Annotated in this window: 27 protein-coding genes; 13 read left to right on the top strand and 14 right to left on the bottom strand. The window is 66.1% G+C overall.

Going from position 1 to position 24162, the window contains the following annotated elements; translation table 11 throughout:
• Positions 1-60 precede the first annotated feature (60 nt).
• The 4 genes from AC5P65_RS07320 to AC5P65_RS07305 form a co-directional block, all read right to left on the bottom strand.
• Positions 61-696, bottom strand: a complete 636-nt coding sequence (locus tag AC5P65_RS07320; protein WP_111099279.1) for a glutathione S-transferase family protein — start codon at positions 694-696, stop codon at positions 61-63.
• Positions 697-752: 56 nt separating this feature from the next.
• Complete coding sequence (locus tag AC5P65_RS07315) at positions 753-1088, bottom strand: hypothetical protein (RefSeq protein WP_111099278.1); 336 nt, start codon at positions 1086-1088, stop codon at positions 753-755.
• A gap of 74 nt (positions 1089-1162) precedes the next feature.
• Positions 1163-1558 (bottom strand): hypothetical protein, encoded by a 396-nt coding sequence (locus tag AC5P65_RS07310; RefSeq protein WP_111099277.1) that lies wholly within the window; start codon positions 1556-1558, stop codon positions 1163-1165.
• Positions 1559-1675: 117 nt separating this feature from the next.
• Positions 1676-3193, bottom strand: a complete 1518-nt coding sequence (locus tag AC5P65_RS07305; RefSeq protein ID WP_019660432.1) for a fumarate hydratase — start codon at positions 3191-3193, stop codon at positions 1676-1678.
• 147 nt (positions 3194-3340) lie between these two features.
• Between AC5P65_RS07305 and AC5P65_RS07300 the strand changes: the two genes are divergently transcribed.
• The 4 genes from AC5P65_RS07300 to AC5P65_RS07285 all read left to right on the top strand — a co-directional run bounded on the left by AC5P65_RS07300 (position 3341) and on the right by AC5P65_RS07285 (position 7824).
• Positions 3341-4237, top strand: a complete 897-nt coding sequence (locus tag AC5P65_RS07300; protein WP_111099275.1) for an RNA polymerase sigma-70 factor — start codon at positions 3341-3343, stop codon at positions 4235-4237.
• A 36-nt stretch (positions 4238-4273) separates the two neighbouring features.
• Positions 4274-4723: a carboxymuconolactone decarboxylase family protein gene (locus AC5P65_RS07295; RefSeq protein WP_019660434.1), complete on the top strand. Its 450-nt coding sequence runs from the start codon at positions 4274-4276 to the stop codon at positions 4721-4723.
• A gap of 369 nt (positions 4724-5092) precedes the next feature.
• Complete coding sequence (locus AC5P65_RS07290) at positions 5093-6964, top strand: ABC transporter ATP-binding protein (RefSeq protein WP_111098440.1); 1872 nt, start codon at positions 5093-5095, stop codon at positions 6962-6964.
• An 80-nt stretch (positions 6965-7044) separates the two neighbouring features.
• The gene (locus AC5P65_RS07285) at positions 7045-7824 is read left to right on the top strand and encodes a ferredoxin--NADP reductase (protein ID WP_111098439.1); all 780 of its coding nucleotides are present in this window, start codon (positions 7045-7047) and stop codon (positions 7822-7824) included.
• Positions 7825-7899: 75 nt separating this feature from the next.
• Here AC5P65_RS07285 and AC5P65_RS07280 read toward each other — a convergent pair whose 3' ends face one another.
• Complete coding sequence (locus AC5P65_RS07280) at positions 7900-8379, bottom strand: glutathione peroxidase (RefSeq protein WP_111098438.1); 480 nt, start codon at positions 8377-8379, stop codon at positions 7900-7902.
• Positions 8380-8509: 130 nt separating this feature from the next.
• Here AC5P65_RS07280 and AC5P65_RS07275 point away from each other — a divergent pair, with 130 nt between their 5' ends.
• A complete protein-coding gene (locus AC5P65_RS07275; RefSeq protein ID WP_111104336.1) occupies positions 8510-10678 on the top strand; it encodes a M3 family metallopeptidase in 2169 nt (722 codons plus the stop codon).
• Positions 10679-10741: 63 nt separating this feature from the next.
• Here the strand turns inward: AC5P65_RS07275 and AC5P65_RS07270 are convergent, their stop codons facing one another.
• From AC5P65_RS07270 to AC5P65_RS07255, 4 genes are all read right to left on the bottom strand, one after another.
• The gene (locus AC5P65_RS07270; RefSeq protein ID WP_111098436.1) at positions 10742-11494 is read right to left on the bottom strand and encodes a hypothetical protein; all 753 of its coding nucleotides are present in this window, start codon (positions 11492-11494) and stop codon (positions 10742-10744) included.
• Between the two features lie 150 nt (positions 11495-11644).
• Positions 11645-12760 carry a cyclopropane fatty acyl phospholipid synthase gene (gene cfa / locus AC5P65_RS07265; RefSeq protein WP_111098435.1) on the bottom strand — a complete coding sequence of 372 codons (1116 nt, stop codon included), beginning with the start codon at positions 12758-12760 and terminating at the stop codon, positions 11645-11647.
• A 19-nt stretch (positions 12761-12779) separates the two neighbouring features.
• Entirely contained in the window at positions 12780-13661 is an 882-nt protein-coding gene (locus tag AC5P65_RS07260) for a DUF3298 and DUF4163 domain-containing protein (protein WP_111098434.1), read from the bottom strand.
• A 37-nt stretch (positions 13662-13698) separates the two neighbouring features.
• Positions 13699-14001 (bottom strand): GNAT family N-acetyltransferase, encoded by a 303-nt coding sequence (locus tag AC5P65_RS07255; RefSeq protein ID WP_005417588.1) that lies wholly within the window; start codon positions 13999-14001, stop codon positions 13699-13701.
• A gap of 209 nt (positions 14002-14210) precedes the next feature.
• On the opposite strand from AC5P65_RS07255, the gene AC5P65_RS07250 reads away from it, so the two are divergent.
• Entirely contained in the window at positions 14211-14372 is a 162-nt protein-coding gene (locus AC5P65_RS07250) for a hypothetical protein (protein ID WP_180832395.1), read from the top strand.
• Between the two features lie 48 nt (positions 14373-14420).
• Here the strand turns inward: AC5P65_RS07250 and AC5P65_RS07245 are convergent, their stop codons facing one another.
• Positions 14421-15044 (bottom strand): rhomboid family intramembrane serine protease, encoded by a 624-nt coding sequence (locus AC5P65_RS07245; protein ID WP_021203015.1) that lies wholly within the window; start codon positions 15042-15044, stop codon positions 14421-14423.
• 7 nt (positions 15045-15051) lie between these two features.
• The gene (locus tag AC5P65_RS07240) at positions 15052-16617 is read right to left on the bottom strand and encodes a POT-type proton-dependent oligopeptide transporter (RefSeq protein WP_111098433.1); all 1566 of its coding nucleotides are present in this window, start codon (positions 16615-16617) and stop codon (positions 15052-15054) included.
• Between the two features lie 163 nt (positions 16618-16780).
• Between AC5P65_RS07240 and AC5P65_RS07235 the strand changes: the two genes are divergently transcribed.
• Entirely contained in the window at positions 16781-17629 is an 849-nt protein-coding gene (locus tag AC5P65_RS07235) for an endonuclease/exonuclease/phosphatase family protein (protein WP_021203014.1), read from the top strand.
• 131 nt (positions 17630-17760) lie between these two features.
• On the opposite strand, the gene AC5P65_RS07230 is transcribed toward AC5P65_RS07235, so the two are convergent.
• The gene (locus tag AC5P65_RS07230; protein ID WP_005410310.1) at positions 17761-18372 is read right to left on the bottom strand and encodes a superoxide dismutase; all 612 of its coding nucleotides are present in this window, start codon (positions 18370-18372) and stop codon (positions 17761-17763) included.
• A 221-nt stretch (positions 18373-18593) separates the two neighbouring features.
• On the opposite strand from AC5P65_RS07230, the gene AC5P65_RS07225 reads away from it, so the two are divergent.
• Positions 18594-19046 (top strand): guanyl-specific ribonuclease, encoded by a 453-nt coding sequence (locus AC5P65_RS07225; RefSeq protein ID WP_021203013.1) that lies wholly within the window; start codon positions 18594-18596, stop codon positions 19044-19046.
• Entirely contained in the window at positions 19046-19459 is a 414-nt protein-coding gene (locus AC5P65_RS07220) for a barstar family protein (protein WP_021203012.1), read from the top strand. Before AC5P65_RS07225 ends, AC5P65_RS07220 begins: the two co-directional genes overlap by 1 nt.
• A 102-nt stretch (positions 19460-19561) precedes the next feature.
• On the opposite strand, the gene AC5P65_RS07215 is transcribed toward AC5P65_RS07220, so the two are convergent.
• Entirely contained in the window at positions 19562-21328 is a 1767-nt protein-coding gene (locus tag AC5P65_RS07215) for a hypothetical protein (protein WP_021203011.1), read from the bottom strand.
• Positions 21329-21338: 10 nt separating this feature from the next.
• Positions 21339-21938: an NfuA family Fe-S biogenesis protein gene (locus AC5P65_RS07210; protein WP_021203010.1), complete on the bottom strand. Its 600-nt coding sequence runs from the start codon at positions 21936-21938 to the stop codon at positions 21339-21341.
• Between the two features lie 90 nt (positions 21939-22028).
• Between AC5P65_RS07210 and AC5P65_RS07205 the strand changes: the two genes are divergently transcribed.
• The 4 genes from AC5P65_RS07205 to AC5P65_RS07190 all read left to right on the top strand — a co-directional run.
• Positions 22029-22379, top strand: a complete 351-nt coding sequence (locus AC5P65_RS07205) for a 4a-hydroxytetrahydrobiopterin dehydratase (protein WP_021203009.1) — start codon at positions 22029-22031, stop codon at positions 22377-22379.
• Positions 22376-22792: an energy transducer TonB gene (locus AC5P65_RS07200; RefSeq protein WP_010486743.1), complete on the top strand. Its 417-nt coding sequence runs from the start codon at positions 22376-22378 to the stop codon at positions 22790-22792. Before AC5P65_RS07205 ends, AC5P65_RS07200 begins: the two co-directional genes overlap by 4 nt.
• Before the next feature lie 98 nt (positions 22793-22890).
• Positions 22891-23700 carry a zinc transporter ZupT gene (gene zupT, locus AC5P65_RS07195; protein WP_010486740.1) on the top strand — a complete coding sequence of 270 codons (810 nt, stop codon included), beginning with the start codon at positions 22891-22893 and terminating at the stop codon, positions 23698-23700.
• A 151-nt stretch (positions 23701-23851) separates the two neighbouring features.
• A partial coding sequence (locus AC5P65_RS07190; RefSeq protein ID WP_495215468.1) for a transposase occupies positions 23852-24162 on the top strand: 311 nt, incomplete at its 3' end.

Here is a 24162-nt window from a genome sequence, read left to right as displayed (position 1 = left end):
GCTGCTGCTCGCGTGCCACCCGTGAATGCAGCCGAGCGTGGCTCGGCGCTGCAGAACGGGCTACTGCCAGTCGGTGATGCCCTCGCGGCGATACACCTCGGCGAACGCCGGGCGCGCCTTCATCGACGTGGCATGCGCCTTCAGCGCCGGCCAGGTGTCGCTGGGCCTCGGCATGTTGCGCGACCAGCGCATCAGCATCACCAGCATGTAGTCGGCCACGCAGGGCGTGGCGCCCAGCAGGTAGGGGCCATGTGCATGCAGGTGCGCGGCCACATGCTGCCAGGCCGCTTCCAGGCGCTGCCGTGCCATCTCGCGGCTGGCCTCGATATTCGCCTCGCCCGCCATTTCGTGTGGATAGAACCAGGCTCGATAGGCCGGCTGCAGCGTATTGGCACACCAGAACATCCAACGGTAGGCATCGGCGCGCTGCGGTGTGCCCAGCGCGGGCAGCAGGTTGGCGTCCGGATGGCGATCAGCCAGGTACAGTGCAATGGCCGCCGCTTCGGTCAGTACCAGGCCATCAATCAGCAGCGTCGGCACCACGCCAGCAGGGTTCAGTGCCAGGTACTCGGCCGACTTGTGCTCGCGTGCGTCGAAATCCAGCAGCACCAGTTCGTGCTCGATGCCGAGTTCGATCAGCAGCCAGTGCACCACCAGGGCGGCGGTGCTTGTCGAACCATACAGCGTGGTGCTCATGCGCAAGTCCCGGGTGGATGAATCGGCCGATTATGCCCTGCACGGGCAATCGTTGCTCAGCCGCAGCGGCTCATGCAGGTATCGCGGCCTTCGCTACAGGACATGATCGGCGTGCGTATCGCGCAGTCGTGTGTCTTCAGTTCACAGGAACGGCGCAGTTCGGGATTGGCAACGTCCTTGCAGCGTTTGTCCGGCGCCGGCACCATCTGTTGTTCGCAGATGAAGTCGTTGCTGCCGATACTCCCCCGCGCCATGCAGCTCCGATAATCGGCCTGGCATTGCACGCGGCACTGCGAGGAGGCGGAGAAATCCGCACCTTCATAGGAGGACGTTGTGCTGCAGCCGGCCAGGACCAGCAGGAATACAGTCGCGACGGATCGATGCAGGCGCATGGGCACATCCAGTGCAGGGATGTGCCGACCCTAGCAGACTACGGTTACTCGTGCAGGCCCGACGCGCGCCCCGATCAGTACACGGGAACACCGGTGTCGGTGCGAACGTCATTCACGGTGCCGCCGCAGGAGAGCAGGCATTGGGCGTACGGAGCGCCGCATGAAGGAAGCACCGGGGGACCGCAGTAGTTGCCGGCACCGTTGCCCCCTTCGCAGTTGTGCCGCTGCTTGTCATCGGCGATATCACTGCAACGGCTGATGACCCGGCTCTTCTCGCTTTCGCAGCTGCGCTGATCCGACTCGGCAAGGGCGCGGTTGTGGAAGTCGCACGTTGCCTTCCGGTTCTCGCAGACCGACGCGCAGATCTTCCCCGCTTCGTGGGTGGGAGGCTCGACGAAGTAACGTGGCCCGCAGGCGCTGCACGCCAGCGCAGCGACCAGCAACACGAAAACACGCGGCAACTGCAGCACGATGGACTCCCTTCCAGAACGCCAGCCAGTACGTTAGCAGAGCAGGCCACGCGCAGGCAGGCTGCACACAACAACGGCGCCACACGGGCGCCGTTGTCTGAACACTGGGCGGAAGGATTACTCCACCACCACCGGAATCTTGCCGATACGGGCCTGCCATTCGCGCGGGCCGGTCTTGTGCACCGATTCGCCGGTGGAATCGACGGCCACGGTCACGGGCATGTCCTGCACGGTGAACTCGTAGATCGCTTCCATGCCCAGGTCGGCGAAACCGACCACCTTGGCCGCCTTGATCGCCTTGGACACCAGGTAGGCCGAACCACCAACGGCCATCAGGTAGGCCGACTTGTGCTTCTTGATCGCTTCGATGGCGGCCGGGCCGCGCTCGGCCTTGCCGACCATGCCCAGCAGGCCGGTCTGCGCCAGCACCTGCTCGGTGAACTTGTCCATGCGGGTCGCCGTGGTCGGGCCGGCCGGGCCCACCACTTCGTCGCGCACAGGATCTACCGGGCCGACGTAGTAGATGAAGCGGCCCTTCAGATCCACCGGCAGTTCCTCGCCCTTGTTGAGCATGTCGACCATGCGCTTGTGCGCGGCGTCGCGGCCGGTCAGCAGCTTGCCGTTGAGCAGCAGGGTCTGGCCCGGCTTCCAGCTGGCCACGTCTTCCGGGGTGATCGTGTCCAGGTCCACGCGGGTGCCCTTGGACGCGTCATAGGTCAGCTTCGGCCAGTCTTCCAGCGACGGCGGGTCCAGCATCACCGGGCCGCTGCCATCCAGGGTGAAGTGCGCATGGCGGGTGGCCGCGCAGTTCGGGATCATGGCCACCGGCAGGTTGGCCGCGTGGGTCGGGTAATCCTTGATCTTGATGTCGAGCACGGTGGTCAGGCCCCCCAGGCCCTGCGCACCAATGCCAAGCGCGTTGACCTTCTCGTACAGCTCCAGGCGCAGCTCTTCAATGCGGTTGGACGCGCCCCGGGCCTGCAGTTCGGTGATGTCGATCGGCTCCATCAACGCTTCCTTGGCCAGCAGCATCGCCTTCTCGGCGGTGCCACCGATGCCGATGCCGAGCATGCCCGGCGGGCACCAGCCGGCGCCCATGGTCGGCACGGTCTTCAGCACCCAGTCGACGATGGAGTCGGACGGGTTGAGCATGGCGAACTTGGTCTTCGCTTCCGAACCACCGCCCTTGGCGGCGACGATCACGTCGACGGTGTTGCCCGGCACCACCTTGACGTTGACCACGCCCGGAGTGTTGTCCTTGGTATTGATGCGCTTGCCGGCCGGATCAGCCAGCACAGAGGCGCGCAGCTTGTTGTCCGGGTGCATGTAGGCGCGGCGAACGCCCTCATTGGCCATCTCTTCCACGCCCATGGTGGCGTCGTCCCAGCGCACGTCCATGCCGATTTCCAGGAACACGGTGACGATGCCGGTGTCCTGGCAGATCGGACGGTGGCCTTCGGCGCACATGCGCGAATTGATCAGGATCTGCGCCATCGCCTCCTTCGCGGCCGGCGACTCCTCGCGCTCGTAGGCGGCGGCAAGGTTCTTGATGTAGTCGACCGGGTGGTAGTACGAGATGTACTGCAGCGCGTCGGCGATGGACTGGATGAGGTCTTCCTGCTTGATCGATGTCACGTCTTGCTCGCTTGCTCGAGGCTGGCGGGGTAATCCGCCCATTTTACCCCCTCCCCCGGCCGCGGGGGTGGTAGTGCCGGCCGCCGGCCGGCACTATCCGCGCAAGCCCTCTGTCACGCCATGCGCCACTGCGGCGTCCTTGCCCACATGAACGCTGAAACCGCTTTCCAGACCCACCGCCCGCGCCTGATGGCCCTGGCCTACCGCCTGCTCGGCAGCCGCGCCGACGCCGAAGACGTGGTCCAGGACGCCTGGCTGCGCTGGTCCGGCGCCGATCCTGCCAGCGTCCGCGACCCCGAGGCCTGGCTGGTCACCACCACCACCCGGCTCGGCCTGGACCGGCTGCGTGCGGCCAAGCGCGAGCGCGCGCACTATGTCGGGCCGTGGCTGGCCGAGCCGCTGGCCGTCACGCTGGAGCCTGACCCGGCGCCCGGCCCGGCCCAGCTGCATGCGCTGGCCGACGATGTCTCGGTGGCCTTCCTGACCTTGCTCGAACAACTCGGCCCCGAAGAACGCGCCGCCTTCCTGCTGAAAGAGGCGTTCGACCACGACTATCGCGAGATCGCCGAGCTGATCGGTCACAGCGAGGCCAACTGCCGGCAGATGGTGCACCGTGCCCGGCAACGCCTGCTGGCCCGGCGGCCGCGCTTCAACGCCGATGCCAGCCAGCACCGGCAGCTGCTGGCGCGCTTCATGGACGCCTCGCAGCGCGGCGACAGCGAGGCGATCCAAGCCCTGCTGCACGCCAACGCGCAACTGGTCTCCGACGGTGGCGGCGTGGTTACCGCAGCGATCCGCCCACTGCTGGGTGCCGAGCGCATCGGCCGCCTGTTCTGGGCCATCGCCCGCCGTGGCGCGGTGCATCCGGCCCACCTGGGCTGCGTCAATGGCGAGCCGGCGATTCTGCGCTTCCAGGGCGACCACCTGCACTCGATCACCACCATCGAAGTGGTCGATGGCCGCATCGCCAACGTGTACAGCGTGTTGAATCCGGAGAAGCTGCCGGACGTTGTCACGCGCGGCGACGGTACGGCGTCCTGGTAGTGAAAGGCGGCCACTGTGGCCGCCGTGGAGCCCACGATGTCGAACCATGCCTCTCCCCGCGTCCCCTACACCCGCCTGGCCGCCGAGGCCTTCAAGGGCCTGCTGGCCACCAGCCAGGCGGTGCATGACAGCTCGGTCGATCCGACCCTGATGGAACTGGTGTTCCTGCGCGTGTCGCAGCTCAACGGCTGCGGCTACTGCATGGACATGCACGGCACTGCGCTGCGCAAGGGCGGCATCGAGCCGCGCAAGCTCGATACGCTGCCCGCCTGGCACGAAAGCCGCTTCTTTGATGCCCGTGAACGTGCGGCGCTGGGCTGGGCCGAGGCGCTGACCCGGCTGACCGACGGTGCGCCGTCGCAGGCGGCGTTCGATGCACTGGCACCGCACTTCGATGAGAAGGGCATCAGTGACCTGAGCATGGGCATTGCGGTGATCAATGCGTGGAACCGGCTGGGTGCAGGGTTGCTGCCGCCGCTGCCGTAAAAGGGGCCTGTTGGCCGGGCTGCCGCCCGGCACCCGCAGAGGCCAGAGCAACAGCTGGAGCAACGGCAGAAGCTGGCTCTTCTGCGGGTTGGCAGGGTGGGTCAGGTCGCAGGGGACGCTGCAAGTACGTCCATGTAAGCTCGGTCGCCGCATCCGTGCGGCTCACGCCCCTGCGACCTGACCCACCCCGCCCTCGACAGACTTCTACTGCTGTTGGCAGGTGTCGACCTTGGTCGACACGGTAGATCCACGCCATGCGTGGATACGGGGGGGCTGGATCAGATCCCTTTGCAAAGGGATCTGATCCCGGTGCCGGCCACACGGCTGCACTGACCCCATCTGCACGCGTCCGACGCGCACAATACGCGCATGCCTGCTACCCCCACCGCTGGCGCTGACGCCGCGAAGAAACCCAGCCTGCGCCAGCGCTTCAGGGCGATGCGCAACCTGCCGCCTTTCCTGCGCATGGTCTGGCAGACCAGTCCCGTCCTGACCCTCGCCAGCCTTGGGCTGCGCCTGATCCGTGCGCTGCTGCCGGTGGCAATGCTGTACGTCGGCAAGCTGATCATCGACAGCGCCCTGCACCTGAGCCAGCACGATGCCGGCTTCCCGCCGCTGGGCGAAGCGCTGTCCAGTGGTCTGCTCAACCCACTGCTGGGCCTGCTGGCGCTGGAATTCGGCCTGGCCATCGGCTCGGACCTGCTCGGCCGCCTGGTCAGCTACGCCGATGCCCTGCTCTCGGAGCTGTTCGCCAACGTCACCAGCATCCGGCTGATGGAACACGCGGCAACGCTGGATCTGGAGGACTTCGAGGATCCGGACCTGCAGGACAAGCTGGACCGTGCGCGGCGCCAGACCATGGGCCGGATGAACCTGATGAGCCAGCTGTTCGGCCAGGTACAGGACGCGATCACCGTAGCCAGCCTCGCCGTTGGCCTGCTGGTCTACGCACCGTGGCTGATCCTGCTGCTGGCGCTGGCACTGGTGCCGGCCTTCATCGGCGAATCGCACTTCAACGCGGCCGGTTACAGCCTCAACTTCCAATGGACGCCCGAGCGCCGCCAGCTCGACTACCTGCGCCAGCTCGGTGCCAGCGTGGAAACGGCCAAGGAAGTGAAGATCTACAACCTGCACCGCTTCCTGGTGGAACGCTACCGGCGGCTGTCGGTGGCGCTGTTCCAGGCCAACCGTGCACTGGCCCGGCGCCGCGCGTTCTGGGGCACGCTGCTGGCTGCACTGGGCACGCTGGGGTACTACACCGCCTACGCCTACATCGCGTGGCGCACGGTGCGCGGCGACTTTTCGATCGGCGACCTGACCTTCCTCGCCGGCAGCTTCCTGCGCCTGCGCCAGCTGCTGGAAGGCCTGCTGATCGGCTTCTCGCAGGTCGCCAGCCAGGCGCTGTATCTGGATGACCTGTTCTCGTTCTTCCAGATCGAGCCGGAAATCCACTCGCGTGAAGGCGCCGTGCGCGTGCCGCAGCCAATCCGCCAGGGCTTCGTGTTCGAGAACGTCGGCTTCCGCTATCCCGATGCCGAACAGTGGGCGGTGCGCCATCTGGATTTCCAGCTGTACGCAGGTGAAGTGCTGGCCCTGGTCGGCGAGAACGGCGCCGGCAAGACCACGCTGGTGAAACTGCTGGCACGGCTGTACGAGCCGGACGAAGGCCGGATCCTGCTCGATGGCCGCGATCTGCGCGACTACGACCTGGACGACCTGCGCGCCAACCTCGGGGTGATCTTCCAGGACTTCGTGCGCTACAACCTCAGCGCGGGCGAGAACATCGGCGTTGGCCAGGTCGAGGCGATGGACGACCAGGCGCGCATTGCCGACGCCGCAAGGCGCGGCATGGCCGAGGAAGTGATCGAGGACCTGCCCGGTGGCTACGACCAGCAGATCGGCCGGCGCTTCAAGCAGGGCGTGGACCTGTCCGGCGGCCAATGGCAGAAGATCGCCATCGCGCGCGCATGGATGCGCGATGCGCAGGTCATGATCCTGGATGAGCCAACCGCAGCGCTGGATGCGCGCAGCGAGTTCGAGGTGTTCCAGCGGTTCAGGGAACTGGCGGATAATCGCACCGCAGTGCTGATTTCCCACCGCTTTTCCTCCGTACGCATGGCCGACCGCATCCTGGTCCTGGCCGACGGCCGGATCGAGGCCAGCGGCACCCACGCGCAGCTGATGGCACAGGGTGGCCGCTACGCCGAGCTGTTCGAGCTGCAGGCGGCGGGTTATCGCTGAGAACGCCTCTCGTTCTGCCCAATGAGAACCTGTCTCATTTGAGATAGAATCACCCCCGACGACTTTTGATAGATACGCCCATGTCCACCGCTTTTGGCGCCGAAACGGTGCTTGAGGTCCGCCACTGGACCGACGCCTACTTCAGTTTCACCACCACCCGCGACAGCGGCTTCCGCTTCGAGAACGGCCAGTTCGTGATGATCGGCCTGGAAACCGAGGCGCGCCCGTTGCTGCGTGCCTACTCCATCGCCAGTGCCAACTGGGAAGAGCAGCTGGAGTTCTTCAGCATCAAGGTGCAGGACGGCCCGCTGACCTCGCGCCTGCAGCACATCAAGCCGGGCGACAAGGTGCTGGTCGGCAAGAAGCCCACCGGCACCCTGCTGATCAGCGACCTGCACCCCGGCAGGAACCTGTACCTGCTGGGCACCGGCACCGGCCTGGCGCCGTGGCTGTCAGTGATCAAGGACCCGGAAACCTACGAGCGCTTCGAGAAGGTGATCCTGTGCCACGGCGTGCGCTACGAGAAGGACCTGGCCTATCGCGATTACTTCGAGAAGGAACTGCGTGAGCACGAGTTCCTCGGCGACATGATCGGCGACAAGCTGCTGTACTACCCTGCCGTCACCCGCGAGCCGTTCGCCAACCAGGGCCGCCTGACCCAGCTGATGGAGAGCGGCGAGATGCAGCGCACCCTCGGCCTGCCGGAACTGAGCCCGGAAAACGACCGCGCGATGATCTGCGGCAGCCCGCAGATGCTGGCCGACCTGCGTACCGTGCTCGACGCCCGGGGCTTCCAGGTTTCGCCGCGCATCGGCCAGCCGGGCCACTACGTGTTCGAGCGCGCGTTCGTCGAGAAGTGATGCTGCAATGGTAGTGCCGGCCGCTGGCCGGCGCTTCCTGGCCCACGGGGTTGCCGGCCAGCGGCCGGCACTACCTCACAGCAGCGCTTCGATCGCGCTGCGCAACTGCTCCGGCCTGGTGGTGGGCGCATGCCGCGACGCCACCTGCCCCTGGCGATCGACCAGGAACTTGCTGAAATTCCACTTGATGCGGGCACTGCCGAGCAGGCCACGCTTTTCGTGCGTCATCCAGGCCCACAACGGATCAGCCCCCTCGCCGTTGACCTCGATCTTCTCCGACAGCGGGAAGCTGACCGGATAATCCAGCGAACAGAACTGGCGGATCTGCGCGGCGTCGCCGGGCTCCTGCGCGCCGAACTGGTTGCATGGGAAGCCGATCACCACCAGGCCACGCTCACGGTAGTTCTGCCACAACTGTTCCAGCCCGGTGTACTGCGGGGTGAAGCCACAACGGCTGGCGACATTGACCAGCAACAAGGGACGGCCCCGGTACTGATCCAGCGCCTGCGGCTGGCCGTCGAGGTCACGGAAGCTGAAATCGTAGGCGCTGGTCATGATGGCGGGCCGTGGGCGGTGGATGCATGGTACCCGCGCCCGGCCCCGGCAACATGCCTTTTGACACAAGTGCCAGCGCCGCCGGCCGGGTTACCCTCGGGCCCTTGTTTGCCTTACCGGAGTTCCTACCTTGACCACTCGCCTTGCCCTTGCCGTGGCCATGTCCCTCGGCCTTGCCCTGCCCGCCTTCTCGGCCGGCGCCGCTACCCCGGCCGCCAGCACCGCCGCCCAGCAGGCCAATCCGTTCTTTGCCGAAAGCCCGTTGCCGCTGCACTTCCCACAGTTCGACAGGATCAAGGACAGCGACTTCGCCCCGGCCTTCGACGCCGGCATGGCGCAGCAGCTGAAGGAAGTGGAAGCGATCGCCAACAACAAGGCCAAGCCGACCTTCGACAACACCATCATCGCCCTGGAGAAGAGCGGTGACATCCTCGACCGTGCGACCACCGTGTTCTTCAGCCTGGTCGGCGCCGACACCAATGACACCCGCAAGAAGCTGCAGGCCGACTACTCGGCGAAGTTCGCCGCGCACAGCGATGCGATCGCGCTGAACGGCAAGCTGTTCGCCCGCATCCAGGCGCTGTATGACACCCGCAGCCAGCTGGGCCTGGACGCCGAAGGCGTGCGCCTGGTCGAGAAGTACTACGACAACTACGTGCGCGCCGGCGCCAAGCTGTCCGAGGCCGACAAGGCCAAGCTGAAGGAGATGAACGCCGAACTGGCCAGCCTGGGCACCAGGTTCAGCCAGAACGTGCAGTCGGAAGTGAACGCCTCGGCGATCACCGTCGACGACGTCAAGGAACTGGACGGGCTGTCCAAGGAGCAGATCGCCGCCGCCGCCGAAGCCGCCAAGGCCCGGGGCCTGGAAGGCAAGTATGTAATCACCCTGCTCAACACCACCGGCCAGCCGCCGCTGACCAACCTGGCCAACCGCGCCCTGCGCCAGAAGATCTACGAAGCGTCGGTCAGCCGCGGCAGCCGCGGCGGTGAGTTCGACAACACCGCGCTGGTTTCGCGCATCATGCAGCTGCGTGCCGACAAGGCCAAGCTGATGGGCTTCCCGAACTTCGCCGCCTACAACCTGACCAACCAGACCGCCAAGACGCCGGAAGCGGTCAACGCGATGCTGGGCAAGCTGGCCCCGGCCGCGGTGGCCAACGCCAAGCGCGAAGCCGCCGACCTGCAGGCGATGATCGACCAGGAACAGAAGGCCGCAGGCAAGCCGACCTTCAAGCTGGAACCGTGGGACTGGGCCTTCTACAGCGAGAAGGTGCGCCAGGCCAAGTACAACTTCGACGAGTCGCAGCTGAAGCCGTACTTCGAAATGAAGAACGTGCTGGAGAACGGCGTGTTCCATGCCGCCAACCTGGAATTCGGCCTGACCTTCAAGCAGCGCACAGACCTGCCGGTCTACCACGACGACGTGACCGTCTACGACGTGTTCGACGCCGACGGCAGCCAGCTGGCAATCTTCATCTTCGACCCGTACGCACGCGCCTCCAAGCGCGGCGGCGCGTGGATGAACTCCTACGTCTCGCAGTCGAAGCTGACCGGCTTCAAGCCGGTGGTCGCCAATCACCTGAACATCCCGAAGCCGCCGGCCGGCCAGCCGACCCTGCTGACCTGGGACGAGGTGAACACCACCTTCCACGAGTTCGGCCACGCCCTGCACGGCATGTTCTCCAATGTGAAGTACCCGTACTTCTCGGGCACCTCGGTGCCGCGTGACTTCGTCGAGTTCCCCTCGCAGGTGAACGAGATGTGGGCCGACAACCCGGTCATCCTGAAGAACTACGCCAAGCACTACCAGAACGGTTCGGCGATGCCGCAGGCGCTGCTGGACAAGGTGCTGGCGGCGGCCAAGTTCAACCAGGGCTTCGCCACCACCGAGTACCTGGGTGCAGCGATGCTGGACCAGCGCTGGCACCAGATCGGTGCCGACCAGGTGCCGGCCGCCAAGGACGTGATGGCCTTCGAGCGCGCCGCGCTGGAGAAGGACGGCATCTACTACGCGCCGGTGCCGCCGCGCTACAAGACCCCGTACTTCAGCCACATCATGGGTGGCTACTCGGCCGGCTACTACGCCTACATCTGGTCGGAAGTGCTCGACGCCAACACCCAGAAGTGGTTCAAGGACAACGGTGGCCTGAGCCGCAAGAACGGCGACCACTTCCGCGCCACCCTGCTGTCCAAGGGTGGCAGCGTCGACGCGATGCAGCTGTTCCGCGATTTCGCCGGCCACGAGCCGCAGATCGAACCGCTGCTGGAAAAGCGTGGCCTGACCGGCGCCGGCAACTGATCGCCTGCGCGCTAGCGTGAAACGTAAACCGCCCGGGAGACCGGGCGGTTTTTTTCGTTGAGGTCATCGCCGGAACAATCGTTCCCACCATCGTTTCTGCGTGTTTGCCGCCGGAGCCGTATCCGTATCCAGGGTTTCCGGCACGAACTGCGCCAGCTGCGCCGCGACGGCCTCTGCGTACAGCAACGCGCCATCGGGGGCGCAGTTGAGCAGATTGCTCATGCTGGTCGATGCGTTGAGGTCCATCGGATTCGGCTCGACCACCTCGCTTGCTTCCAGCAATCCGCATCCCTTGCCGATGGCATCATCGACAACGCTCCAGAACACGGCCAGTCGACCATCGGAGAACAGCTCGTGCAGACGCGCGCGCAGGTCATTGTCCCCGGCGTAGTCCGCGCGCATCTGCTTCAGCCGGTCATGCGTGATGAACACACCACCACCGTAGTTTTCGCGCAGGTGGTTGCCTGCAGCGGCGTCCGCCCACTGTGGCGGCACCAGGTGCCGCCAGTCCGCGAAATAGCGGGCAACCACCGGATCGTCGATGAAGAACGAAAGGGCGCTCCCGCGAAGATAGTGATACCGGCGCAGGTGACCGGCCACGATCGCCAGGTACAAAGCATGCCCCTTCTCGAAGGGCACGTCTGCGCTGATCGAGCGAGCCTCGTCGATGCGTTCCTGCAGCTGCTCCATGTAGAACGGCTCGATCCGGAATTGCTGCTGCAGCGGCTCAACCAGCGTCGCGTCCTCCAGCGCACGGAAATAGAGGCCACGGATTTCCGAGTCCGCGACTGGATGGTAGGTGATGTCCCAACCCATGCTGCAACGCCTTCAGGAATGCGGTAATGCCGCCGACCCAACAGCTTAGCGTCGTCGGCACCCTTGCGGAGAGCAGGCCGTGCAATACCCGTAGTCAACGTCAATGAGTGTCGTATCAGGCCTGATCTATCCCTCTCTCCCGACGCAACACTACCGTGGCGCCACGTACCCGCCCGGCACGCCTTCCGGCGACAGCACCAGCTGCCACAACTGCGCATGGCGGCAGCGGAAGGTGGCCATCGACCCGGCCAGGTAGAAGCGCCACATGCGGCGAAAGTGCTCGTCATAGCGCGCATCCAGCCGTGGCCACGCCGCTTCCACGTTGCGCCGCCAGGCCTGCAGGGTCAGGTCGTAGTCGGTGCCGAAGTTGTGCCAGTCTTCCAGTACGAAGCGGCCTTCGAACGCCCGGGTGATCTGCACCGCCGACGGCAGCATCGAGTTGGGGAAGATGTAGCGCGCGATCCACGGATCGGTGCGATGCCGGGAGACGTTGGTGCCGATGCTGTGCAACAGCAGCAGGCCACGCGGCGACAGGCAGCGTTTGGCCACCTCGAAGAAGCTGGCGTAGTTCTTGTCACCGACGTGCTCGAACATGCCGATCGAGAAAATTGCATCGAACGGCTCGTCCAGTTCCCGGTAATCCTGCAGGCGGATCTCGATCGGAAGGCCGGCGCACAGTTCGCGCGCGAACCCGGCCTGCTCCTGCGAAATGGTCACACCCACGCCACTGACGCCATAGCGTTCGGCAGCAAACTTCAGTGCCTCGCCCCAACCACAGCCGATGTCCAGCACACGCTGGCCCGGGCGCAGGCCCAGCTTGCGGCAGACCAGGTCGAGCTTGGCTTCCTGCGCGGCATCGAGATCATCGGCATTGCGCCAGTAGCCGCAGCTGTAGACCAGACGCTGGCCCAGCATGGCCTGGTAGAGATCGTTGCCGAGGTCGTAGTGGCGGCGGCCGACCTCGTAGCTGCCCTGCCCGGCCTGCAGGTTGAACAGGCGCGCCTTCAGCGCATCGGCCACTTCGCGCCAGCCGTGCACCCGTTCATCCAGGTGCGCCTGCATCAGATGGACAAGGAATTCATCCAGGACGTTGGCATCCCACCAGCCGTCCATGTAGCTCTCGCCCAGGCCGAGCGAGCCGTGGGCCATGACCCGCGCGAAGAAGCGCGGGTCATGCACCTGGATGTCCTGTGGCTGGGTACCGCCGATGCGGACCCCGGCTTCGTGGAGCAGGCCGGCGACCCGCTCCTGCAACCCTGTATCCACGCCACCTCCTCCACTGCGGTCAACCGCGTGCGAACAGCTCCACGTAGTCCCTGGCCACGTGCGGCAACAGCACCGCCGCCGGTACATCGGCGGTCTGGGTGCCGTCCGAGTATGGACCCACCTGGTACGGAGGGAAAACAAAGCGCAGCGCGGTGATCTGCCCCTTGTCGTCGGTCAGTGGCTGGAACTGGCTGAAATTGTCGGCCTGCGGGCCAGTACCGTCGGCGATCATGCGCGATGCATTGCGCAGCGATTCCTGCAGTTGGGCCGGGTCCATGTCCTCGCCGCTGAGCCGTGTGGCCACGCGTTCGCGCAGCTGGTCGGCGACGAAATCGCTGATCGCCTTCCAGCCCTTGGCATCGGTCACCAGCTTTTCGGCACTGAGCATCTGCTGCTGCTGCGGCAGCCATACGAAGCGCGCCACCAGCGGTTCGCCGTGGGCGCCACCGGTGTAGCGGCTGCCATCAGCACTGACCACCACCAGCTTCGGGGTTTCCAGCAGTTTCTCGAAACTCAGCGACAGCTCGTAGGGCATGGTCGGCTTGTCGTTGCCGAGCCCGTCCAACGCCTGTTGCAGGTCACTGCGCGCACTCGTCGCATAGTTCTGCAGCGCACGGGCCAACCCCGGATAACGGTCGATGCCGGCCGGGTAGCTGATGCCCACCACTTCGCGCTCGTTGTTCTCGATCACGTCGCGCAGGTCTAGCGGCGCTTCCGTGGCCGGCGTTTCGACTGCGGCGGTGGCCTCGACGGCGGGAGCCGCCTCAGCCGCCGGTGCCGGCTCGCTTTCACGCTGGCAACCGGCCAGCAACAGCACGCCCACCACGCCGGCCAGCACGCTGCCGTGCAATGGCCGGTTGTTTCCAATCTTCATCGGGATCCCCTGTTCATGTTTGTACATCATCGCCTGCCATGGCTGAAGCGTGGCCCGCTGGCACTCAGCCAACGAGCAGGTCGTGGTACTCCTCGTGCCGCTGCAGGAAAGCCTCGGCGTAGGAACATGCCGGCACCACCTTGTACTTCTGCTCGCGGGCGAAACGCAGTGCCACGCGGGTCAGCTCACCGGCGATGCCACGGCCGGCGATCGGCTCGGGCACCTCGGTGTGGGTGATCACCATGCGCTTGCGCTTGATCTGGTAGTCCAGCACCGCCAGCTGTCCTCGCACACGGGCGGTGAAGCGGTGGTTGGCCAGGTCGTGTTCGACCTCGTAGGCCAGACCGGGGGGCGTGACCGAAGCCATGGAACTGTCTCCTGCGGCGACTGCGTGGATGGTGCGCAGCCGGGCGCCATGATCGCGTGAAGCCTGAACAGGGGCAAGTCTGATCCATTCACGTCAGTTTGCGACCCTCAAGCTGGAGCGCTGACGGCCGCTATCGCCTGTGGAGGGGTACGGCCAGCTTGGCACGCCCCTTGCGACCGTTGACCATGCGCACCCCCGCGGAGGCTCCGATGCACCCCAGCGATTCCCATTCCGATACCGACCGCGCCCTGCTGGAGGGCCTGCTGCAACTGGCGGTGGAAGGGCAGACCGAGGATCAGGATTTCCAGCGCATCGGCGAGGAAGTATTCGCCCGCCTGCTGGATACCTACGGCCACACGACCCAGGCCTGAAACCGGATACGCCAGGGTCGGATCCGCAGGATCCGACCCTGGCACGCTTCAGCCGCCCAGGCGGAAGGTCGGGTTGGAGAGTTCGCGCAGGAAGTGGTTGAAGATGCTCGGCTGCATGGCCAGCATGAAGATCACGCCGAACGCCGCACCGGCCAGGTGCGCGCTGTGGTTGATGCGGTCGCCGCCGCGCTTGTCCATCCAGATGCTGTAGCCGACATAGAACGCGGCATAGATGATCGCCGGTGCCGGGATGAAGAACACCAGGATGATCGACCACGGCTTGATCAGGATGAAGGCGAACAGCACCGCCGATACCGCCCCGGACGCGCCAAGGCTGAGGTAGTTCGGGTTCTTCTGGTTCTTCAGGTAGCTGGGCAGGATCGAGACCAGCAGCGCACCGATGTAGAACGCCGGGTAGGTCAGGTAGCTGCCGGTCAGCTGCACCATCACGCTCTCGATGAATCCCCCGAAGAAGAACAGGGTGATCATGTTGAAGATCAGGTGCGACCAGTCGGCATGGATGAAGCCGTAGGTCACCAGCCGGTCGTACTGGCGGTGACGGTCGATGGCCGGCGGCCACAGGATCAGGCGGTCGGCCAGCGTGCGGTTGTTGAACGCCATCCACGACAGGATGGCGGTAATGGCGATCAACAGCAGATTGACGGGGGTCATGTCAGGCTCAGGCGCTACGGTAATTGTCGACCATACGATAGCGTTTCGCATACCAACCGAAGGCCAACGCCGCGACGAAGGCGAAACCGGCAAAGAAGAACATCAGGAATGCCGCCTCGCTGAGGCCTGTACTGGCGATCTTGTGGGTCACCGCGTCGTTGCGCACGGCAGCGTTCGACAGCAGCACCCACAGGTTGCCGATGGTGGTGGTCAGGTTCCAGAAGCTCATCACCACGCCCTTCATCGCCTGCGGCGCCTGGCTGTAGGCGAACTCCAGGCCGGTGGCCGAGACCAGCACCTCACCGAAGGTCAGCAATGCATACGGCAGGATCTGCCAGAAGATCGACAAAGCGTTGCCGCCGTCCATCACCACCTGGATGCCGCCGACCACGATCCAGGCCAGGCCACTGAAGGCGATGCCGGCGGTCATGCGGCGCAGCGCGGTCGGCTCCAAGCCGAAGCGGCGCAGGGCCGGGTACAGCACCAGGTTGTTGAACGGAATCAGGATCATCACCAGCAGCGGGTTCAGCGCCTGCATCTGCGAGGCGGTGAACCAGCTCGGCATCTGCATCTGCTGGCCCTGCAGGACCCAGGTCGAGGCCTTCTGGTCGAACAGCGAGAAGAACGGCGTGGTCAGCGCGAAGATCACCAGCACGCGCAGCACCGAGCGCACGCCTTCCACGGCTTCGGCTGGATGCTGGCCACGGGCCCGGTCCAGCTGCAACCAGGTGCCGCCACCGATGCCGGCGAGAATGGCCACCAGCGCCAGGCACAGGCAGATCACGATGCCCAGCGAACCGACCAGGCCGAACGACGCCGCTGCCAGCACCAGGCCGAGCACGGCGATCACCAGGCCCGGGCGGCCCTGGCCGGCCGCGCGTGCGGTCAGCGCAGTGCGCACCACGTTGGCGAACGAGTGCGGGTCCTTCGGTGGCAGCGGCACCAGCACGTAACGCTTGCGGCCCAGCCAGAACACGAAGGTGGCGATGAACATCAGGATGCCCGGGATGCCGAACGCCCACTGCGGGCCCCAGTTCTTCAGCGCCAGCGGGATCAGCAGCGAGGCGAACAGCGAGCCGAAGTTGATGATCCAGTAGAAGGCGTCGAAGACGATCTTGGCCAGGTGCTTGTTGCTCTGGTCGAACTGGTCGCCCATGAAGGAGGCCACCAGCGGCTTGATGCCACCGGCACCCAGGGCGATCAGGCCCAGGCCGAGGAAGAAGCCCTCGCGGCTGTTCTCGAACAGGGCAAGGCACAGATGGCCGGCGCAGTAGACCAGGCTGAACCAGAGGATGGTGTGGTACTTGCCGAAGAACCTGTCGGCCAGCCAACCTCCGAGCAGCGGGAAGAAATACACGCCGATCATGAAGCTGTGCATGATGTCCTTGGCTTCACCGGCACGGCCTTCGGCTGTGATTTCCTGCAACAGCAGCGAGGTGATCAGGAACTGCACCAGGATGTTGCGCATCCCGTAGAAACTGAACCGCTCGCAGGCCTCATTGCCGATGATGTACGGGATCTGGCGCGGCATCTTTCCCTGGCCGGCGATGGGGGCAACTGCGTCGTGGCTCATCCTGTAAGGCATTCCTGCAAAGCGAAAGGCGCAAGGTTACCGGAACCGGGCCTTGCGAAGCACGCTGCAGGGCTGCATGACAACGGTGCCCATCCATGGCAGGCAACCGCGCTCCGTGCCGGAAGTCACGGCACCTGCACGACAAAAGCGTAAACTTATCGTTATGCGCCCCCTCCCCCCCGCCCGTCTCCTGCTCAGTTGCCTGATGCTGCTGATGGCGTTGCAGGCACAGGCGCGGCCGCAGGCACCGGCCACGGCGGCCAGCGAAAGCGGCTCCCGCCAGCTGACGGTGGCCGCGCTGGAGCTGCCCAGCCACGATGATGCGCAATGGAAGTTACGCCGCGAGCAGGTCGCGCAGTTGCTGACCGACCTGCAGCCGGACGTGATCTCGGTGCAGCAGGTGCTGCAGCAGCAGGGCCGCAACCCGGCCTGCTGGCTGGCCAGCCGGCTGCGTTACAGCTGCGACTTCGTTACCGCCGATCCACCCAGCCAGACATTGCGGCATGGCAACGCGATGCTGACCCGGCTGCCGGTCAGCGAGGACGGCGTGACCCTGCTGCATCCTCCCGGCACCTTCAGCGCGGCCGGCATGATGCGGCTGAAGCTGGGCGAGGCGCTGGTCAACATCTATGTGGCACGGCTCCGCCCCGACCCGGACGAGGCCGCCGCGCGCCAGCACCAGACCAGCGACCTGATGACCTGGATTGGTGCCACCGCCGAGGGCATGCCCAGCCTGATCGCCGGCGACTTCTCGGCCAACACGATGGAACTGGTGCGCAGCACGCCGGGCTTCCAGCCGGCGCGGCGCAATCCCGGCGGCCGCGCCGAGGCGCCTGCGGCCAGTGGCGGGGGCAGCACTGGCCATGGTCTGGATGTGCTCTTCCAGGTCAAGCATTTCGATGGCATCCGCCAGCAGCCGATCCTGCTGCCGGCCGACGGCGACCTGCCCGGCCTGCGCCTGGGCGTGATGGCCACGTTGCGCCTGCAAGGTAATACGGCCACCGCCGAATAGGGAGTACCGGCCGCGGGCCGGCTCCCCGGGGATCACACGATTGCCGGCCAGCGGCCGGCACTACCGAATGATTGCTGCAACAGAAAAGGCCGGGTTTTCCCCGGCCTTCTCCATTCATCCCATCACCGCGATCAGGCGATCGCTTCCTGATAACGGCGCTCGACTTCGTTCCAGTCGATGACGTTGAAGAACGCGCCGATGTATTCCGGGCGACGGTTCTGGTACTTCAGGTAGTACGCGTGCTCCCACACGTCCAGGCCGAGGATGGGGGTGTTGCCTTCCATCAGCGGGCTGTCCTGGTTGCCGGTGCTTTCGACCACCACCTTCTTGTCCGGGGTCACGCTCAGCCACGCCCAGCCGCTGCCGAAACGGGTCAGCGCCGCCTTGGTGAAGGCGTCCTTGAACTTGTCGAAGCCGCCCAGGTCCTTGTCGATGGCCTTGGCCACGTCGCCCACCGGGTTGCCGCCAGCATTGGGAGCCATCACGGTCCAGAACAGCGAGTGGTTGGCATGGCCACCACCGTTGTTGCGCACCGGACCCTGCAGGTTCTCCGGCAGCGACTTGAGCTTCTTCACCAGTTCTTCGACCGGCAGGTCAGCGTACTCGGTGCCTTCCAGCGCCGCGTTGACGTTGTTGATGTAGGTCTGGTGATGCTTGGTGTGATGGATTTCCATCGTCGCCGCATCGATATGCGGTTCCAGCGCGTCGTAGGCGTAGGACAGCTTGGGCAGGGTATAGGCCATGGTGCATCTCCTGATTGCGAGGGCACCCGACGTTGTCGGGCGGTGCGCGGTGAATGATGGGGACAGAACGGCAGATTACCAAGGGGGATGTAAAGGAAATTGCGTCCCGCCGGTGAGCACGACGGCAATTGTTACGCGGCGGTGACGCAGCCCCCTCCTCATGCGCCGTGCAGCGCGCAGGCGCTACAGTGCGAGCACCACCCTCGCCCGCTCCCTTGCCCATGCGCAACCCCCGGCTGCTGATCACCGCCATCGCCCTGCTGCTGCTCGGCCTGGTAGTCAACCATTTCATGCAGCGCCCGCCGGCGCCGCAGTTCGCGCCGGACCTGCAGGGTGCGCCTGCCGCGCGCGCACCGGCCACGGCCACGCCCGGCAAGGGCAACGGTCTGCCCGCCTTCCTGCCCGCCGAAGCCCGGCAGACGATCGCGCTGATCCAGCGCGGCGGGCCGTTCCCGCACCGCCAGGATGGCAGCACGTTCGGCAACCGCGAACAGCAGTTGCCGCAGCGTCCGCGCGGCTACTACCGCGAATACACCGTGGACACCCCCGGAGCGCGCACCCGTGGCACGCGCCGCATCGTCACCGGCGGCGATCCGCCGGAGGCGTGGTACTACACCGACGACCATTACGAATCATTCCGCAGCTTCACCGTACCGGCCCAGGGAGCGCAGTGATGAGCCATGACGATTTCGGCCTCGGCCTGCACGACATCAACAATGCCGGTGTCTACACCATCGACAGCGACGACATCGGCGCCCTGGCCGCCGCAATGCGCGATGCCGGGCTGAAGGTGATCCGCATCGATCTGGAAGGGGTGGCCGACAAGCGCACCCTGCTCGCACGGCTGGCCGCGCAGCTGGATTTTCCGGCCGGTTTCGGCGGCAACTGGGATGCGCTGTCGGACAATCTACGCGACCTGCAATGGCTGCCAGCCAACGGCTATGCACTGTTCCTGTGCGACGTGGACGCGCTGCGCGCCACCGCGCAGAAGGACTTCGACACCCTGCTGGACGTGATGGACGAGACCAGCCGCGACTGGCTTGGCCGCGACGTCCCGTTCTGGGTGTTCCTGTCGCAGAGCGCGTAAGGTCACTGCCGTGGTGGATGCCGACCTTGGTAGGCGCTTCTGTGCCAACCAAGATTGACACCTACCCAAGCGAGCCTGCCAGGGCGTGGCGCGCTCCCTAGCCTACCGGCTCCCGTTATCTTCCTGCAGTTCTTTCTTGAACGGAATGTCCGGCGGTGGCCGCGCCACGGCCGGCTGGTCCTGCATGTTCGGATTGGTAAGGCCACAGCCACCACCGGCCTGCAGGATCGAGATCACGCAGGAAATCTTCGTATTGGTACCCGGCAACGGAATCTCCATTGCCTTTATTCCCTTGCGCACCCACTCGGCCAGCAGCGATTCCTGCGGGACCCAGTATTTGTCGAATGACGTGGGCGTGTAGTCGTAAGGCGGTCGCTTCAACCAGGTGCCCGATTGCGCGATGCGTTCCTTGCTCCAGCCATCGTTGGCACCACCGGGCGCACCGCGCTCGGCACGTCCATCGCCTTCCTGGCCCGGCACGCGGACGCTGCCATCGGCGTTGAACAGGCCACTGCCCTTGCCGGTGGCGCTGGCCTGGCGGGCGCCCTTGTCGGCGCCGTCCTGTTTGCGGCTCGACGCCCCCCAGTCATCGCCCTTGGCGGGCGTGGCCCAGTTGCCCGGATCGGGGGCCGGGCGCGCTCCAGCCTGGGCCGGTTTCGTGCTGGAGGCGGACGGCCGTGGCGTGCTGCTTTCGGCCTGGCGCGCACTGCCACTGGCCGCAGGCGCGGCCGTTGTCGCTGGCGCGCTGCCGCTGGACGTTGAAGGCGCCGCCGCGGGTGCCGACGCAACTTCGCGCTCGCGCACCTGCAGGTCACGGCCTGCCGGCGCTCGCACGGTCGGCTCGCGCCCGGCCACAGCAGCCATCCGCACCTGCGGATCGACCACGGCCTGCACCTCGCGCTCGCGCACCTGCACATCGCGCTGCGGCACACGGACCTGTACATCGGCCGTGCGCAGCGGCTGCGATATCGCCGGTGCATCGACCGTACTGATTTCACGCTCCTGCACCGGGATGTCACGCAGCTGCGGCGTCCGCACCGCGATCTCCGGCGCTCGCAGTGCGGCCGGGGCCGGCGGCACCTGCACCGGCTGCACACTGCGCTCGCGCACCGTGGGCGTGGTGTCACGCGGCACGATGCTGACCTCGGTACGCGGCACGCTCACCGGCGGCACCACGAAATCCGCACTGGCCTCGGCTACTTCGGTGGCCTGCACCGGAGACGGCGGCGGTGCCGCGACCGGCGCCGGCTCGGATTCGGTGGGCGGCGGCGGCACGCTGGCCACTGCAGCCGGAGCGGGTGCGGACGCAGCTGCCGACGCGGACGCCGGACGCGGCTCAGGCGCCGTTGCGGCCCCTGCGTTCTGGCCAGCTGCAACCTGGCCCGGCGGTGCAGCGGCCGCCGCTTCCGCACCTGGCTGATCGCCGCCGCCTTCCTGGGTAGCGCGACCGACGAACTCCACCTGCAAGCGCTCGCCTTCGGCGCCCTCCGCTTCCGGTGCCGTGGTGCGGATCACCGCCACCCACAGCAGCAGCATGAAGAACAGCAGATGCAGCAGCGCGCTGGCCAAGGCCGAGACCCAACGCATCCAGCGCTGGTCGCGCGGCGCGGCGTCCCAGTCCTGCCAGAACAAGCGGCGCAGCGCCTGCCACGGCGACAGCTGCGGCGATTGACCGGGTGGCCCCGGCAACGGTCGGGGCAGCAATACCGCGATCACGTCGCGCGCGTGGTACGGCCGCGGCAGCGGCCCCAGCGAGCGCAGCCACAGCGCCCAGCCATAAGGCAGGCGCGTGGTCTTCTCGAGGACGGCGCGGGGCTGCTGGCGCGCCAGCAGTAGATCGATGAGTTGCTCGGCCCGGGTCAGAGGCACGCGTCAGCGATCAGGCGACGTTGTCGCGCGGGATGTACGGCGCGTGGCCGCTGTCGTGGTCGGTCGCGTCGCGCACGGCGGTCACGCCCGGCACGCGGCCCATCAGGGTCTTTTCGATGCCCTGCTTCAGTGTCACGTCGGCCATGCCACAGCCCTGGCAGCCACCGCCGAAGCGCAGCAGTACCACGCCGTCGGCCGAGACTTCCTGCACGGCCACCTTGCCGCCATGCGAGGCCAGCTGCGGATTGACTTCGTTCTCCACCACCCAGTGCACGCGCTCGACCAGCGAGGCCGCATCACCGGGCGCTTCACCCTTGATGCGCGGCGCCTTGATGGTCAGCTGCTGGGTGCCGGCGGTACCGGCGACGATGTCGATCTCGGCCCCGTCCAGCCAGCCGACGCTGCCGGCATCGACGTACAGGGTGAATCCTTCGCAGTCCACCGCCCACTCATCGCCGAGCAGGTCGGTCGGTTCGGCGAACTCCAGCCGGGCGTCGGCGCGCGGGGTACCGGGGTCGACCGCGCTCAGGCGCACGCCCATGCCGGGCACGCCCTCGCGTTCGATCAGCTTGCGGAAGTGGGTCTGGGCAGTGTCGGAGATCTGGATCATCAGGCTATTCTAGCCAAGTACGCGTCAGCCGCTCATTCGGTTTATACACCGTCCGGCGCATTGTTCAGTCAACACGAGGTGGAGATTCCCATGGCCGACCTGATTCCACTGGCCCAGGCCCGTTGCGTGCCGCGCAAAGGCAGCGACCACAAGCTTGGCGAGGCCCGCCTGGCCGAACTGCTGCCGCAGGTTCCCGGCTGGGAGCTGAGCGAGGGCGGGCAGGCCCTGACGCGCACCTTCCGCTTCAAGGATTACTACGCCACCATGGCCTTCGTGAACGCGCTGGCCTGGATTGCCCACCGCGAGGACCACCATCCGGACTTGGGCGTGCACTACGACCGCGCTGTGGTGCGCTTTTCCACCCACGATGTGGGCGGCCTGAGCGAGAACGACTTCATCTGCGCGGCAAAGACTTCGGCCCTGACGGAGCAACTGCCATGAACGTACGTTTGCTGAGCCTGTCCCTGATCGCTGCGACCGGCTTGGCCGGCTGTGGCCCGTCCGAACCACCGGCACCACCACCGCCGCCGCCGACCGAAGTGGCCGCGGTGAAGACGCCGCCGCCGCAGTACCCGCTTGAGCTGGCCTGCATGGGCGTGGGCGGCACCAGCACCTTCAAGGTGACCATCGGCGCCGACGGCAAACCGAGCGAGGTCGCGCTGTTGACCGGGGCCGGCAACCCGCAACTGGACGAACTGGCCAGGACCGCCGTGCAGGGCTGGCAGTTCAAGGCCGCCACCCGCAACGGTGCTGCAGTGCCGGCCACCATCCAGGTACCGGTCAGCTTCAACCCGCCGCAGCCGAAGCCGGACCAGTGCTTCGCCATCGAAGAACGCCTGCGCCGCGGCGGCTGATCGCCCGCGCCCCGACGAGGCCAGCCGACGCCCGCCTCGCCCTCGCCGCCCCGGCCTTGTCCGGGGCGGTTGTCTATTGACCAGGACCGCGTCGGTACATGCTGCAGATTCCTCCCGAAAACATCTGGATCGCACTGGCGGTCACTCTTGCGGCCGGCCTCGCCACCGCCATCGGCAGCCTGCTGGTGCTGTTCTCGCGCCGCCCCAATCCGCGCCTGCTGGCGTTCGGCCTGGCCTTCGCCGGCGGCGCGATGGTCTATGTGTCGCTGTCGGAGATCCTCAACAAGTCCATTGCTTCCTTCGCACTGGCCTATGGAGAGCGTACCGGTTTCACCTACGGCACCCTGGCCTTCCTGCTGGGCGTGATCGTCATCGTGCTGATCGATCACTTCATTCCGAATCCGCACGACAGCCTGGACAAGCAGGACCCCGCGTTCCGCGAGAACAGCCGCGAGTACCTGAAGCGGGTCGCACTGCTGACCTCGGTCGCGATCACCGCGCACAATTTCCCGGAAGGGCTGGCGACCTTCTTCGCCACGCTGGAAAGCCCATCGGTGGGCATGCCACTGGCCTTCGCCATCGCCATCCACAACATTCCCGAGGGCATCGCGATCGCGGTGCCGGTGTACTTCGCCACCCAGAACAAGTTCTATGCGTTCAGTGCCAGCCTGCTGTCCGGCCTGGCCGAACCGGTGGGCGCGGCGCTGGGCTACTGGCTGCTGTCAGGATCGTTGTCGCACGCCACGTTTGGCTGGGTGTTCGGACTGATCGCCGGCGTGATGGTGTTCCTGGCGCTGGATGAGCTGCTGCCGGCGGCCAAGCGCTATGCCAAGGGCCACGAGACGGTTTACGGACTGGTGGCCGGCATGGGCACCCTGGCGATCAGCCTGGTGCTGTTCAAGTGGTGAGGGGTTCCCGGCCAACGGGCTGAGCCCCCTCGCGGCTGGCGGAGCGACATTCCGGGTTGGGCCGGCCGAGGTGGGTTTGCGGGGGACGCCGTAAACCCATCCTTGAAGTGACCCCCGGGAGTTGGACGCCAGATCCAACCCCGAGGGATACATGAACAGATACGACGCTCGTTTCAAACTGCAGGTTGCCAAAGAGGCCTGCAAGACCTCCACATCAGTCAAAGCCGTTGCTCGTCGCCACAGCCTGGAGGCCTCCACGGTCAGGCGCTGGGTGGCGACCTATCGGCTGCATGGTTGGCGCGGATTTCATCGCCAGGCCCGGTTCTATGACCTCCCGTTCAAGTTGGCTGTCCTGGAAAAAATGAGCCAGGACGGTATGTCCGGGCGGGAGGCCACCACCTACTTCCAGATCGGTGATGCCGGCGCGGTGGGGCGATGGCGGCGCCTGTATGCTCAAGGCGG

It is taken from the genome of Stenotrophomonas sp. YJH_SMC_48-3 (assembly GCF_059369375.1).
The sequence above is the reverse complement of the archived record's forward strand: the minus strand, read 5'-3'. Positions and strand labels throughout refer to the sequence as shown.